The following is a 13,716-nucleotide window of genomic DNA, read 5'->3' on the forward strand; positions in this document are numbered from 1 at the left end:
AGGCCCCCCCCACGCGGCACGGGTGGGCCCGTCCCGCTTGGGGGCCCCCCCCCCCCCCCCCCCGGGGCGGGGGGGGGCGGGGGGGCACGACACCGACGCGCAGGACCAGGTCCTGGGCGTACACGGCGACGGAGACCCGGTACGGCCGTCCGGCCGTACCGGCCTGATGTGCTGCTGTGGAGAGGGACATGCGGAGTCCTGTTCCAGTGGGAGTCGGGAAGGGATGCGGAAGGCCGCGGAAGCCGAGAAGGGCACGGCGGCGGGGCCCGCCGGAGGTTCGCGGGCAATGCCATGAGTCATCAACAGGCCTGCCGACTCCGCAAGTTGACCTTGACCGCGTCGCGGGGCACGCACCCTGCCCGCATGTTGCCCTCGCACCTCTCGTGGCCGTCCGCAGGCGGTTCTACGGTCGTCGCGTGATGCCTTCTGCAGCCTCTTCCGACCCCGGACTGCCCGGGCTCGACATGCCCGACGTGACAGTGGCCCCGGGCGGTACCGCCTCGACCCGCCTGACCGTCCGCAACGACAGCGACATCGTCGAGGCGTACACCTTGGAGGTCGTCGGTGACTGTGCGGCCTGGGCCACCGTGGAACCCGAGCGGGTCTCGCTGTATCCCGGCACCTCCGAGACGGTGACCATCCGGCTGGACCCGCCCCGCTCGCCCGAGGTCCGCGCGGGTGATGTGCCGCTGGGCGTACGCGTGCTGCCGGCCGAGCACCCCGAGGCCGTCACGGTGCCCGAAACGACGGTGCACGTGGAGGAGTTCCACGAGCTGCGCACCGAGATCCTGCCGCGCCGCCGACGTGGCTGGCTCCGGGGCCGCTACCGGCTGGCGACGCGCAACGAGGGCAACGCCCCGGTCCGGATCGCCCTGACACCGGAACAGCCGGGGGAAGAGCTGCGGTTCGCGTTCACTGCAGCCGAACTGGCGCTGGAGCCGGGCGAGTCGGCGGAGACCCGTCTGCGGGTACGCACCGGCAAGCCGGTCTGGTTCGGCAAGCCCGTGGTCTGGCCATTCACCGTACGTGCCACGGACGCGGCGGCCGCTGAGCGTGCCGAGCGGCCCGGCGCCCTCGTTCGGCCGCCGCTGGAAGCCGAGTTCGTTCAGATCCCGATCTTCCCCAAGTGGCTGCTCGCCGTGCTCGCGGCCCTGATGGCGCTGCTGCTCGCGTGGTTCGCGCTCGTCCGTCCGGCGGTGCGCAGCGCCGCCAAGCAGGCCGCCGGCGAGGTGGTCCAGCCGCGGCCCACGCCCGGTGGACAGAACGGGCAGTCTCCGGGGACCGGGTCCGGGGACAAGCCGGGTACGGGTACCCAGGGCGGCAAGGGTTCGACGCCGGGCAATGGCGGGAATGGCGGCACCGGCGGAGACGGTGGCGATGGCGGCACCGGTCAGCAGAGTTCGGCCACGATCGACGTACAGACGTCCGGCGGGCAGGACAAGACCGGCACTTATGTGGTGCCCAAGGGCAAGGTGTTCGGGATCACGGACATCGTGGTGGCCAACTTCCAGGGCGACGAAGGCGTCATGACCATCACCTTCGGCGACCGGAAGATCACCACGATCGCCTTGGAGACCTTCCGCAATCAGGACTACCACTGGGTCACCCCCATCAAGATCCTCGAGGACGCCAAGGTCGCCGTGAAGGTGACATGTGCGAAGCCGGGTACTCCGGCAACCGGCCAGCAGGCACAGCAGTGTCATGAGGTCCTGAACGTCAGTGGCGTACTCGGCGACGTCACCCGGTGACATCGCTCCCTCCAACATCGTTCGCCTCGTAGGGCACGAGCGGAAGAGGAGAATCCCACTCCGTCCGAAAACCGGCAGAGGTCGGGCGGTTTCCGGCAGACTTCGAAAAGTTGCGGAAGCCCGGAAGTACGGGTCTCCCGGGCGGCTTCCGTTTGGTGTTGGCGAGTCCAACTGCTGTTGCCGAAATGGCCAGTTCACGCACCTGGCGCCACGCCTTGCAGGTGCGAAGGCACCCTGAGTGGGTGTCAAGGCGGCGCGCCGATCCGGCGTGCGCCGAGTTCGGCCCGCACGGGGTACGGATCCACGCCGCGGGGCCCGGACCACTCGCACGCAGGGCACGGCGGCATGGGCGAGGACATCGACGTCCTCGCGGCCCAGGCCCTCGCCGGACGGCCCGCCGGGGCCCGGAGATCGCCGAGGCGGTCACCTGTCCGGCGGGCGACGCGGCGAGCTTCGTGCAGGGCCCGGTTCTGCCCGCCGACGGCGGCCGCACGGCCGTCTGACCGGCCCCGGCCGGGGGCGCGACGGGCGCCGCACGTGCCCGGGCCCCTGGCCGTGGCGCCGTATCGCGGAGGGGCACCGGCCCGCCGCGTCCCTTGCCGGCAGAGAGCCCATACGCAGCTCGCGAAGGTGCCCGGTCTGCCGGTCACCCGGTCGCCGTCCGATCGAACGCGGCGATGAGCCGACCCGGATCGCGACGGCGGGGGATCGGCCGGCCGGACCGCCCGGGTGCGCCGCACCAGAAAGTGCCCGACCAGCCGTGACCAGGCCACATGGTCGAACAGGGGCCGCCGACGGCCGGGCGGCGCGAGCGTGAACGCCCCGCCCGGATGCGACCGCCGCCAACCTCACGTCCGCGATCAGCGCCTGCCGTGGACAGATGCCAGGCCTGCATCCGGGTGTCCGGATACGCCTGGAACAGGACCGTGTGGAGCCGCGCGAGCTCGTCCTCGTCCCGCACGGGTCGTACGCGGTACCACGCCGGAACCCGTCCGACGGCAAGCCCCTTGCCCGCGAGGCTGCCCTCGCGTTCATTCCGCGGCCCGGCGAGTCCGGGCAGGCTGTGGTGCTGAGGTATGTCCGGCTTCGAGGGGAGCGCCCGTGCGCGCGCACGACAAGGAGAACGAGCAGAGTGACACGAGGTCCGCGCCGCGTCGGCCGGCCGGCCCGCCGCCCGCCGGGCTGGAAGCGCTGCAGCGAGCGGTGGGCAACCAGGCGGTGACGCGGGCCGTCGCACGGGAGCGGGCGGGGCAGGTGCAGCGTCGCTCCCTGGTGCACGATGTGCTGCGCTCGCCCGGCAGGCCCATGGACGCCGGGCTGCGTGACGAGATGGAGGCCCGGTTCGGGGGTGCCGACTTCAGCGGTGTGCGCGTCCACTCGGACGAGGTCGCCCGCCGGTCGGCGGTGGAGATCCAGGCCAAGGCGTATACCTCGGGGGCGCACGTGGTCGACGGCGGCCGGATGACGAAGGAGGACTGGGCGCACGAGCTGACCCACTACCTGGACCAGCAGGCCGGCCCGGTTCCCGGCACGGACAACGGCTCGGGCCTCCGCGTCTCGGACCCCGCCGACGCGGGGGAGCGCCGCGCGGTCGCCAACGCGCGCAGGGTGATGAGCGGCAGCGCTCCGGCGCAGCGGATGGCCGAGGAGCACACGAGCGGCCACCACACCGGCAGCCACCGGACCCATGCGGCCTCGCCCGTCCAGCGGACCGAGGACGAGGATCTGCGCAACGCCAAGACGCCGGACGAGATCCTCGCCGCCCTGAAGAAGTCGGGCCATTCGGACGACGACGCCTGGCAGTTGATGCAGTACATGACCTCCCAGCAGTTCCGGCCCGGTGAGGGGCAGAGCGAGTTCAACATCCTCGACGGCATCAAGCAGGCCTCGCAGCAGCGCATTGCCCCGGTCCGCAAGAAGCAGGCCGGAGAGCTGCTGGCCAAGCGGTGGACGATCCGTCACTACACGGGCCGTGATCCGGAGAACCCGCCGAGTTTCACGGAGATCGCGTCGACGTACGAGAACGCGGCCGCCGGCCGGGCGAGCGAGCACACGAATGTCGCCGACTGGCGCTCGCTCGGCAACATCAAGTTCACGTTCTACCTGGTGGCCGTGGACGGCAAGGTGCCCCAGCGCAACTGGCTCAACAACACGCACTGGTACGCGGAGTGGGACCTCGACGAGATCGCGGACTGCTGGATCTCCCCGGACCTGCTGGAGAAGATGAACAAGTCCATGGACGCCGACGAGGCACGAGAGACGATGAGGACGGCCAAGGCGTTCCGCGGCACCGGCGCGCAGCTCAAGGAACTGCTCGCGGTCAGCGCCTTCGGTAGCGGCAACGATCCGGCCACCGCCCTCGACACCGCGATCGGCGGCGCCTTCGAGCTGAAGGTCCCCGGCGGACTGACGGTCAACGAGTGGAAGAAGAAGTAGGTCGGGGTTCCTGCTATCGGGTGACGGATGACGGAAGACCAGCAGGATCGGCGCTCGCCAACGATGCCCTGTTCTTGGGCAGGTGACATTGGCACCCGCTTTCGGCTCCCGGCCGGGGTGGGTGTTCGTTGTTTCGTCGGCGGTCTCACCGAGGAAGTGCGGGTGGGAGGAGGCACAGCGCCGAACTCGCGGACCATGCGGGTGGCGATCCGGGTGGCTCCGGCCAGGCTGTTGGCCGCGCCTGTCGATCCCTCGCCGAAGACCACGAGTTCGGCCGCGCGCCCGCCCAGGCGTGCCGCCAGCAGGTCGGTCAGGTAGCTCTTGCTGTACAAGTGGCGTTCATCTTCGGGGAGTTGCTCGGTGACACCGAGGGTGACGCCGGCCGGGAGGAGGGGTCGAAGGGCGCTGCTGGAGCCCTCCGGACAACCGGCACCGGCAGGTCCTCGGCCTTGACGGTCGTCGCGACGGAGAAGACCGCCACGCCGTCGAGGCAGGTGGTGACCCGGCCGACGGCGGCGTCGAGGGCGACAGTGACGGTCCGCCACTCGTTCGCGGGCAGCATCGAGCAGCCGCGCACCTGGTCCCGCTCCTCCGCCGCCGGTGGTCACCGAGGTCTGGAGCAGCCCGGTGCCGTCGTACGGGGTGGTGAAGAGGCATCTCGTGGTATCGGTGCCGAGATCGAAGACGCGCTGTCAGGACGAGGTGTCACCGCCCCACTTCACGCGGGCGGAAACCGTCAGGTCGGTCGCGTCACCGAGCATTTCCCTCGGCAGCCGCACATGGGCGCCGTTCGGGCCGGGAGCCCCGCCGGGGAGGGTGAGTGCCCTGCCGCCGTCCGTACCCTCGACCGAGTGGGCGATCGAGCCGTTGACCAGGCTCGCTGTGAGGCCGTTGCCCGAGCTGTCCGTGATCTGGCCCGAGGTGAGGTCGTCCTGGTCGAAGGTGTGGCGGGCGGTGGGCCTGCACGCCTCCGAACCGCCTGGGCGGGAGCGGCCGGCGTGGTCAGCAGGCCCACGCCGAGGGCCACGGCCATCGCGGCCGGAGCTGTGCGCCGTCGGTTGGATCTGTCGGCGGATGGCATGGATGGCGTCCTCGATCCGTTGAGTAGCCGATGCGTGTCGAACCGGTTCCGCAGTCACGTCGCAGAGGCGCACTGGCCCGTCGAGGTGGTCGGGCGCAAGCCCACTGCCCCGGGTTGTGGAGCAAGGGGACCGGCGGGCGTCGGCAAGGACCTGCTGATCGAACCGGTTCGGTGAAGCTAGCACTGGGACGTCCGGGTCTCAATCCCTGCGGCGAAAGGCTTTTGCGCCTTCGGCGTGATGAGAAGGAGTGCTGTCAAAGGTGTTGACAGGCCTACGGGCAGTTCCTACGGTCACCTCGACGCGAACCGGTTCGACAGCCCGCTCGCCTCACCTTCCTGATCCACGACCTGAGCACCGATCGGCGCAGGGGAACGGCCAGTTGCCGAATCGGTTCGAGCAAGGAGCCGACGTGAACATCGGTGAGATCGCCCGGCTGGCCGGTGTCTCACGGAGTACCGTGTCGTACGCGCTGAGCGGCAAGCGCCCGGTCTCGGAGGAGACGCGCCGGAAGATCCAGCAGGTCGTCGACGAGCTGGGCTACCGGCCCAGTGCCAGTGCCCGCGCTCTGGCGAACGGGCGGACCAGCACGATCGGCCTGGTGTTCCCGCCGGCCGGTACCCACTACACCGGGATGCAACTGGACTTCATCGGCAGCGTGGTGGAGGCGGCGGCGGCCTACGACCACGACGTTCTGCTGTCCCCGAGCGGTGCGGACAGTGACCCTTCCTTCCAGCGATTGCTGGGGGAGCGGCGGGTCGACGGCGCGATCCTGATGGAGATCAGGCTGGCGGACGACCGGGTCGATCACCTGGCCGCCCTGGACTTCCCCTCCGTCGCCATCGGTCGTACCGCCGATCCGGAACGCGGCTGGTGGGTCGGCCTGGACCACACAGCGCTGGCGGCGGCGTGCGTGCACCACCTGGCGGACCTCGGCCACCGTAGGGTCGCGTTCGTCAACCGGCCCGAGCAGTTGCTGCGGGCCGGGTACGAGTCCGCGCACCGGGGACTGGAGGGCTTCACCAAGGCCGCGGCCGAGCGTGGGCTGACGGTGCGGACCTACTGCTGCGGGGACGACGCCGCCTCCGGCCAGGCATGCCTGGAGCGGATCCTGCACGACGACCCGGCCACCACCGGCCTGGTCACGCTGAACGAGGCCGCGCTCGGCGGTCTCTACAGGGGGCTCGCCCAGGCGGGCCGCCATGTGCCGCGCGACTTCTCCGTCACCGGAGTCGTGGCCGGCCGGTGGGCGGAGACGGTGACCCCGCAGCTCACCGCGGCCGACGTACCGGCGGAGGAGATGGGCCGACGCGCCGTCGAACTGCTGGTGGAGCGGCTCGGCCATCCCGGCGCTCCGCCCCGGCACCATCTCCTGGCGCCGCCGATCTCTCTGCGGGCGAGTACAGGGCCCGCGCAAGCCACGCCCACCACCGGCGACGGTCCCGCCACCACCCTCTGACGCCACCTCACACAGCGCTCCCCCTCACCCGGCGCCCGAACTGCTCAGCGGTGCCGTTCTCCCTGCCCGCCCCACCTCGCCACCTCGTGCCCTCAAGCCTGGCATGTCCAGAACAGAACAAGGGGAACCCTCGATGAACCGCTTCTCAAGACACCGCCGTCCGACCGCCGCGGCCCTGACCGTCCTGACCGTGGCCGCCGGTGCCACCGCCTGCTCCGCCGGCTCGGGCAGCAGCGACACCAAGAGCGCAGGCAGCGGCACGTACACCGTCTGGGACCCCTACCCGCAGTTCGACAGGAGCTCGGCCTGGGCGCACCTGCTGGACGTCTGCGGCCGGGGTGTCGGCGTGAAGATCGAGCGGACGGCGTTCGATACGAGCGACCTGGCGAACAAGGCGCTGCTCGCGGCGCAGCAGGGCAACTCCCCGGACGTGATGATCGTCGACAATCCCGTGGTGTCGACCCTGTCGGAGGCCGGGGCGCTCACCACGACCGACGACATCAAACTGGACACCTCGAAGGTGGATCCCAACCTGCTCGCGGCCGGCCAGTCCGGCGGCAAGACCTATGGCACGCCGATCGGCGCCAACACCCTCGCTCTCTACTACAACAAGAAGGTCCTCAAGGCCGCCGGCGTCGACGCCTCCTCGGTCAAGGACTGGAAGTCGCTGACGGCGGCGCTGGCGAAGGTCAAGGCGGCGGGCAAGAAGGGCATCACCTTCTCGGCCATCGGCACAGAGGAGGGCAGCTTCCAGTTCCTGCCCTGGTTCTGGGGCTCGGGTGCGAAGCTGACCCAGCTCGACTCGCCCGAGGGCGTCTCGGCGCTGTCGCTGTGGACGGACTGGCTGAAGCAGGGTTACGCCCCCAACTCGGTCATCAACAACACCCAGACCACCAGCTGGCAGGAGTTCGCCGGCGGCGACTACGCCTTCGCCGAGAACGGCACCTGGCAGCTCGTGAACGCCCAGAAGAGCGGCCTCGACTACGGTGTGCTGCCCATTCCCGGCGCGAACGGAGGCAATGCCCCGGCCCCGACCGGCGGCGAGTTCGTGACCGTCCCGGTCCAGAAGGACACCGGCCGCTACGCCATCTCCCAGAAGCTGGTGTCCTGTCTGACAAGCGACCAGAATCTGAGCCTCACCGACAAGACACTGTCGTACGTGGCCCCCACCGGTGCCGTCCAGGACAAGCAGGTGGCGGCGAACACCGAGCTGAAGCCGTGGGTGGACGCGGTCAAGGGGGCCAAGGGCCGCACCAGTGACGACCTGGGCACCAAGTACCCCAAGATCTCCGAGCAGATGTGGAAGGCCGTCCAGTCCGCCCTCAGCGGGTCCAAGTCGCCCAAGGACGCGCTGTCCGCGGCCCAGTCCGCCGTCAAGTAGCCCGACCACAAGGGTCGTTCATGAACCACACGACACAGATGCCGGCCCACCGGTCCGTGCGCGTCCGCAACGGGGCGGTCACCGCCGCCCCGCCCAGGGCTCATCGGGGGAATCGCCGTCGGCCCACCTCCACGCAGTGGGCCGCCTGGGCCTTCCTCGCCCCGGTGATCCTCTACCTCGCCCTCTTCTACGCCTACCCGCTGTACCGCAACGTCGACCTGAGCCTGCGCAACTACACCGTCCGCTCCTTCGTCCAGGGCGACGCGCCGTTCACGGGCATGGCGAACTACCGCACCGTCTTCGCCGACCCGACCTTCGCCCCGGCCCTGCTCCACACCGCGGTGTTCACCGCCGTGTGCCTGGTCTTCCAGTACGCCATCGGGCTGGCCCTCGCGGTCTTCTTCAACCAGAACTTCCGGCTGTCCGCCACCTTGCGGGCGCTGTTCCTGGTGCCATGGCTGCTGCCGCTGATCGTGTCGGCGTCCACCTGGTCGTGGATGCTCAACAGCGACTCGGGCGTCGTCAACGCCGCCCTGCACGTCGTCGGCGTCGGGCCGGTGAACTGGCTGACCTCACCCTCCTGGTCGCTGGCCTCGGTGATCATCGCGAACATCTGGATCGGCATCCCCTTCAACCTGGTCGTGCTCTACAGCGGCCTGCAGTCCATCCCTGCCGGCCTCTACGAGGCCGCGGCGCTCGACGGGGCGGGTGCGTGGCGCCGGTTCTGGAGCATCACCTTCCCGCTGCTGCGCCCGGTGTCCGCGATCACCCTGCTGCTGGGGCTGGTGTACACGCTCAAGGTCTTCGACATCATCTGGATCATGACCAAGGGCGGCCCGGCGGACTCGTCCACCACCTTCGCCACCTGGTCCTACCAGCTCGGATTCGGCAACCTGCTGCCCGCCTTCGGCCCCGGAGCCGCGGTCGGCAACCTGCTCGTCGCCGCCGCCCTCGTCTTCGGTCTGGTGTACCTGAGAGTCCAGCGAAAGCAGGCACTGTCATGACGAGTCCGCCATGGGTCCTGAACCGCCGCCGCGCGTGGGTGAAGACGACTGCAGGTGTCCTTCTGACCGCGGTCATGCTGTTCCCGGTCTACTGGATGATCAATGTGTCCTTCACCCGCGACCAGGACATGCGCAAGAGCCCGCCGGACCTGCTGCCGGTGCACGGCACCCTGGCCGGCTACCGCACCGTCCTCGGCGAACAGTTGCCCTACCTCGGCACCAGCCTCGTCATCGGGCTGGGCACCGTCGCGCTCACCGTCGTCCTGGCCGCCCCCGCCGGGTACGCACTGGCCAAGCTGCGCCCGCGCGGCGCCGGCATCCTCAGCTTCGTCCTGCTGGCCGCCCAGATGATTCCCGGCATCATCATGGCGATGGGCTTCTACGCCATCTACCTCCAGCTCGGCCTGCTCCAGTCCGTCCCCGGCCTGATCGTCGCCGACTCCACCCTGGCCGTCCCCTTCGCGGTCCTGATCTTCACGGCGTTCATGTCCGGCATCCCCGGCGAACTGCTCCAGGCCGCCACGATGGACGGTGCCGGATCCTGGCGCACCTTCCGGTCGATCGTGCTGCCGATGAGCCGCAACGCCGTCGTCACGGTGTCGCTGTTCGCGTTCCTGTGGTCCTGGTCCGACTTCGTCTTCGCCAGCACCCTGGTCAACGGTGGCGCCCACGAGCCGATCACCCTCGGCATCTACCACTACATCGGCAACAACAACCAGGAGTGGAACGCCATCATGGCCACCGCCGTCGTGGCCTCGCTGCCGGCCGCGGTGATCCTCGTCCTCGCCCAGCGGTACGTCGCCGCCGGCGTGTCCGCCGGAGCCGTCAAGGACTGATCACCACACGACCACCGTCGGTCACCCCTGCTGAAGAAACGAGTCACACCAACATGACCGCCGCCCGATCCGGCCCGGCCTTCTCGGTCCACGACATCCCGTTCAGCACGCACGGCTCCTGGTTCGGCATCTCTCCCGTGCTCGCGGAGAAGACCCGGGCCGAGGATCTCCACCTCGTATCGCACCAGAACGGCATGCACGCGATCCTGCGCTTCACGCCCCTCGACACGACGACGGGCGAGCGCGCGGAAACCCGCGTCGAGGCGACGCCGGGCCTGCTCAGCTGGACCGGCGGGCAAGGGCGCGTAGCCCTCGCCTACGCCTCACCGGACACCGTCCGGCTGCGCGGCGAAGGACTCGGCCTGCGCATCGACGCGACGGCGGACGCCCTGACCGCCTTCACGGGCACGTACTTCTACCGCGATCCGGTGGACGGGGCCTACGTGTTCACCTCGTACGAGACCGGTCGCCGATACCGGGTCACCGTGCTGTCGGGTTCCGTCGCCGAGGTGTCCGGCAGCCAGACCCTCGGTGCCGGTGAACGAGGCGTCACCGTCACCGCGGGCCCTGGCGGAGTCTGGGAAGCGGCCATCGAGGAACTGGACAGCGCACGCCTCCCCTACACGGCCTCGGAGACGTTCGACGCCGTCGTGACGACCGTGGAGCACGCCTTCGCCGCGTTCGTCGACGCGGTGGCCCCCTGGCGCTCGTCCGCCACTCCGGCGGCCGAACTCGCCGCCTACGTCATGTGGTCGGCGACGGTCCGCCCGGCGGGCCTGGTCACCCGGCCCGCGGTGCTCATGTCCAAGCACTGGATGGACAAGGTCTGGAGCTGGGACCACTGCTTCAACGCCCTCGCCCTGGCACCCGGAGCCCCCGCCCTGGCACGGGACCAGTTCTTCCTGCCCTTCGACCACCAGGACGAGACCGGCGCCCTTCCCGACTCGGTGACCCACGCCGAGGTCCTGTACAACTTCGTCAAACCGCCCATCCACGGCTGGGCCCTGTCCCACCTGCGCAGACGGCTTCCCCAGCCCCTCATACGGACCGAACTGGCCCAGATCTACGGCAGGCTGGCACGGTGGACCGAGTTCTGGCTGACCGCCCGCCGCGTGCCCGGCGCCGCCCTGCCCCACTACCAGCACGGCAACGACAGCGGCTGGGACAACGCCACGACCTTCGACACCGAGCGCGTGGTCGCCACCGCCGACCTGGCCGCCTTCCTCGTACTCCAGCTCCGCGAACTCGCCCGACTGGCCACTGAACTGGACCTGCCCCACGAGGCTCGGCGTTGGACCCGTACCGCCGAGGCGACCCGGGCCGCGATGCTCGACGAGCTGTGGACGGGAGAGCGGTTCGTGGCCCGCGGCGTCGACACCGTTGCGACCTGGGACAGCTCCAGCCTGCTGGACCTGATGCCGATGGCCCTGGGCGAGTACCTGCCTGAGAACATCGGCAAAGCCCTGGCCGCCCGGATCGAGACCCACCTGACCCCGTACGGACTGGCCACCGAACACCCCGCCTCACCCCACTACCTCTCCGACGGCTACTGGCGCGGCCCGATCTGGGCCCCCGCCACCGTCCTCATCGAGGACGGCCTGCGCCGCGCCGGCCACCACCGCCTGGCCGACGAGATCAGCGCCCGCTTCCGCGCCCTGTGCGAAACCCACGGCTTCGCCGAGAACTTCGACGCCCTCACCGGAACGGGACTGCGGGACCGCGCCTACACCTGGACCGCGAGCAGCTACCTCCTCCTCGCCGAGGCTCACATCCACCGCAACGGCCGCTGACCGGCTGTCTCCCCACAGCCCCGGGACGTCCGGTCCCGGTACCCCACCCCCCTCACGCAGGAGCCGCACCATGACATCGCCCTGGACACTTCCCGGACCCGCTGCCCGCTCCGGACGCCGAGCGACCTCGACCGCAGCCGTCCTCCTGGCCGCCCTGGCCACGACTTTGGTGCCCGCCGGCCCGTCGCAGGCCGCCGACACCAGCGTGACCGTCGACTTCTCCACGGCCGGAGGCGCCCCCACCTACCGCGCCTCCGGCATGATCTACGGGATGACCCCCGACGGCTCCCTGCCCCAGGACCACTTCTTCAAAGACATCAAGTGGCACTTCATGCGGGCCGGCGGCGCACAGCTCAACCACGGCGGCTACGCCACCAGCCTCGCCGACTACCAGACCCGCTGGAACGCCACCCTCGCCCAGTACAAGCGCACCGTCGCCCTCGGCGGCACGTTCGTCCTGCTCCCGCACGACCTGTGGGGCGCCGACAGCACCACCACCCAGGGCTGGCCCGGTGACAACGGCAACTGGACCCAGTTCGACAACTTCGTCACCCAGTTGATCAGTGACGTCAAGGCCAACCACATGACGGTCGAGTGGGACCTGTGGAACGAACCCGACAACCCGCCCTTCTGGGGCGCCTCGCAGAGCCAGTACCTGCAGATGTGGTCGCGGTTCCACGCCAGGGTCCGGGCGGCTTTCCCGGGCCAGCTGATCGTGGGCCCCAGCATTGCGCACCAGCCCACTTCCTCCAACGCCTGGTGGACCACCTACCTGAACTACGTCAAGGCCAACAACGTCGCCCCTGACATCTACAGTTGGCACTCCGAGCCGGCCGACCCGGTCTCCGGCGCTTCGAGCGCCAACTCCACCCTCGCCGCCGCGGGCCTGACCCACACCCGCCCGTACCAGATCAACGAGTACGGTGCGCTGTCCCAGCAGAACCCCGCCGGCGGCGGCTGGTACATCGGCCGCCTGGAGCGGGCCGGAGTCGACGGCCTGCGGGGCAACTGGGCCTCCGGCACCGCCCTGCACGACGACGAGGCCAACCTGCTCACCAAGAACAGCGTGGGACAGTACCTGCCGCTGGGTGAGTGGTTCACGTACCGCTACTACGGCTCACAGTCCGGCACCATCGTCAACCTCACCCCGGGCACCGGCACCGACGGGCTCGCGACGAAGGACAACGCAGCGGGCAACGCCAAGGTCCTGCTCGGCAGCAACGGCAACACCGGCAACGTCACCGTCAACCTCACCGGCCTGAACACCACCTCGGTGGTGGGGAACGGCAAGGTCCGCGCCGTCGTCCAGCGGATCCCCTACAACGGCGGCGCCGCCGTCACCGGCCCGACGACCGTCTCGGACAGCACCCTGACGGTCTCCGACGACGCCGCCTCGGTCAGCATCCCGTGGAGCAACGCCAAGGACGGGTACACCGTCACCCTGCTCCCGCCGTCCAACACGACGATCTCCACCGCCGCGGTCAGCGAGAACAGCGGCCAGTGCCTGGACGACACCAACCTCAGCACCGCCGACGGCACGCAGTACCAGCAGTACTACTGCGAGGGCGGCTACCAGCAGATGCTCGACCTCAAGCCGGTCGCCGGACGCACCAACACGTACACGCTGGTCAACGAGCTCAGCGGCAAGTGCCTGGACGTCAAGGGTGCCTCCGCCGCCGACGGCGCCGCCGTCATCCAGTACACCTGCAACGGCGCCACCAACCAGATGTTCACCCCCAAGGTCGTCACCGTCCCCGGCAGCAGCCAGGACTACCAGCTGGTCGCGGTCCACAGCGGCAAGTGTGTCGACGTCAGTGGTGTCTCGAAAGCGGCCGGAGCCCAGATCCATCAGTGGACCTGCGACCCGGCGAGCACACTGAGCACCAAGAAGAACCAGATCTGGCGCCTCATGGGCATGGCCTGACCTGTCCCTTGAGCACGGGGGCTCCCAGCACGGCTGGGAGCCCCGATCATGGTGGGCAT

General features: G+C 69.9%; 10 protein-coding genes and 1 pseudogene. 8 read left to right on the top strand and 3 right to left on the bottom strand.

Annotated features, from left to right (window positions below; translation table 11 throughout):
• Positions 1-419: 419 nt before the first annotated feature.
• Complete coding sequence (locus ACFYZB_RS00100) at positions 420-1,748, top strand: hydrolytic protein (protein WP_388753454.1); 1,329 nt, start codon at positions 420-422, stop codon at positions 1,746-1,748.
• Between the two features lie 1,101 nt (positions 1,749-2,849).
• Positions 2,850-4,184, top strand: coding sequence for a DUF4157 domain-containing protein (locus ACFYZB_RS00105; protein ID WP_388752321.1), 1,335 nt, complete (start codon positions 2,850-2,852; stop codon positions 4,182-4,184).
• A 236-nt stretch (positions 4,185-4,420) separates the two neighbouring features.
• Here ACFYZB_RS00105 and ACFYZB_RS00110 read toward each other — a convergent pair.
• The 3 genes and pseudogenes from ACFYZB_RS00110 to ACFYZB_RS00120 all read right to left on the bottom strand — a co-directional run.
• Positions 4,421-4,516 (bottom strand): annotated as a pseudogene (locus tag ACFYZB_RS00110) (hypothetical protein); the annotation flags it as partial.
• Entirely contained in the window at positions 4,495-4,761 is a 267-nt protein-coding gene (locus ACFYZB_RS00115; protein ID WP_388752324.1) for a hypothetical protein, read from the bottom strand. The pseudogene ACFYZB_RS00110 and the gene ACFYZB_RS00115, both read right to left, overlap by 22 nt.
• A 115-nt stretch (positions 4,762-4,876) precedes the next feature.
• Entirely contained in the window at positions 4,877-5,323 is a 447-nt protein-coding gene (locus ACFYZB_RS00120) for a hypothetical protein (RefSeq protein ID WP_388752327.1), read from the bottom strand.
• Between the two features lie 352 nt (positions 5,324-5,675).
• On the opposite strand from ACFYZB_RS00120, the gene ACFYZB_RS00125 reads away from it, so the two are divergent.
• The 6 genes from ACFYZB_RS00125 to ACFYZB_RS00150 all read left to right on the top strand — a co-directional run bounded on the left by ACFYZB_RS00125 (position 5,676) and on the right by ACFYZB_RS00150 (position 13,657).
• Positions 5,676-6,722, top strand: a complete 1,047-nt coding sequence (locus tag ACFYZB_RS00125; protein WP_388752330.1) for a LacI family DNA-binding transcriptional regulator — start codon at positions 5,676-5,678, stop codon at positions 6,720-6,722.
• A gap of 133 nt (positions 6,723-6,855) precedes the next feature.
• Positions 6,856-8,103, top strand: a complete 1,248-nt coding sequence (locus tag ACFYZB_RS00130) for an extracellular solute-binding protein (protein WP_388752333.1) — start codon at positions 6,856-6,858, stop codon at positions 8,101-8,103.
• 20 nt (positions 8,104-8,123) lie between these two features.
• On the top strand, positions 8,124-9,107 hold the full coding sequence (locus tag ACFYZB_RS00135; protein WP_388752336.1) for a carbohydrate ABC transporter permease: 984 nt from the start codon (positions 8,124-8,126) through the stop codon (positions 9,105-9,107).
• A complete protein-coding gene (locus ACFYZB_RS00140; protein ID WP_388752339.1) occupies positions 9,104-9,943 on the top strand; it encodes a carbohydrate ABC transporter permease in 840 nt (279 codons plus the stop codon). Before ACFYZB_RS00135 ends, ACFYZB_RS00140 begins: the two co-directional genes overlap by 4 nt.
• Positions 9,944-9,996: 53 nt before the next feature.
• Positions 9,997-11,733, top strand: a complete 1,737-nt coding sequence (locus ACFYZB_RS00145; protein ID WP_388752341.1) for an amylo-alpha-1,6-glucosidase — start codon at positions 9,997-9,999, stop codon at positions 11,731-11,733.
• A gap of 70 nt (positions 11,734-11,803) precedes the next feature.
• On the top strand, positions 11,804-13,657 hold the full coding sequence (locus tag ACFYZB_RS00150; RefSeq protein ID WP_388752343.1) for an RICIN domain-containing protein: 1,854 nt from the start codon (positions 11,804-11,806) through the stop codon (positions 13,655-13,657).
• Positions 13,658-13,716 lie beyond the last annotated feature (59 nt).

Origin of the sequence: Streptomyces sp. NPDC001852, from assembly GCF_042891825.1 — a bacterium.
GTDB lineage: Bacteria > Actinomycetota > Actinomycetes > Streptomycetales > Streptomycetaceae > Streptomyces.

Excerpts from the sequence above, each read along its gene's own strand:
- ACFYZB_RS00100 (WP_388753454.1), top strand. The coding sequence starts at position 420 with ATGCCTTCTGCAGCCTCTTCCGACCCCGGACTGCCCGGGCTCGACATG.
- ACFYZB_RS00130 (WP_388752333.1), top strand. The coding sequence starts at position 6,856 with ATGAACCGCTTCTCAAGACACCGCCGTCCGACCGCCGCGGCCCTGACC.
- ACFYZB_RS00135 (WP_388752336.1), top strand. The coding sequence starts at position 8,124 with ATGAACCACACGACACAGATGCCGGCCCACCGGTCCGTGCGCGTCCGC.
- ACFYZB_RS00140 (WP_388752339.1), top strand. The coding sequence starts at position 9,104 with ATGACGAGTCCGCCATGGGTCCTGAACCGCCGCCGCGCGTGGGTGAAG.
- ACFYZB_RS00145 (WP_388752341.1), top strand. The coding sequence starts at position 9,997 with ATGACCGCCGCCCGATCCGGCCCGGCCTTCTCGGTCCACGACATCCCG.
- ACFYZB_RS00150 (WP_388752343.1), top strand. The coding sequence starts at position 11,804 with ATGACATCGCCCTGGACACTTCCCGGACCCGCTGCCCGCTCCGGACGC.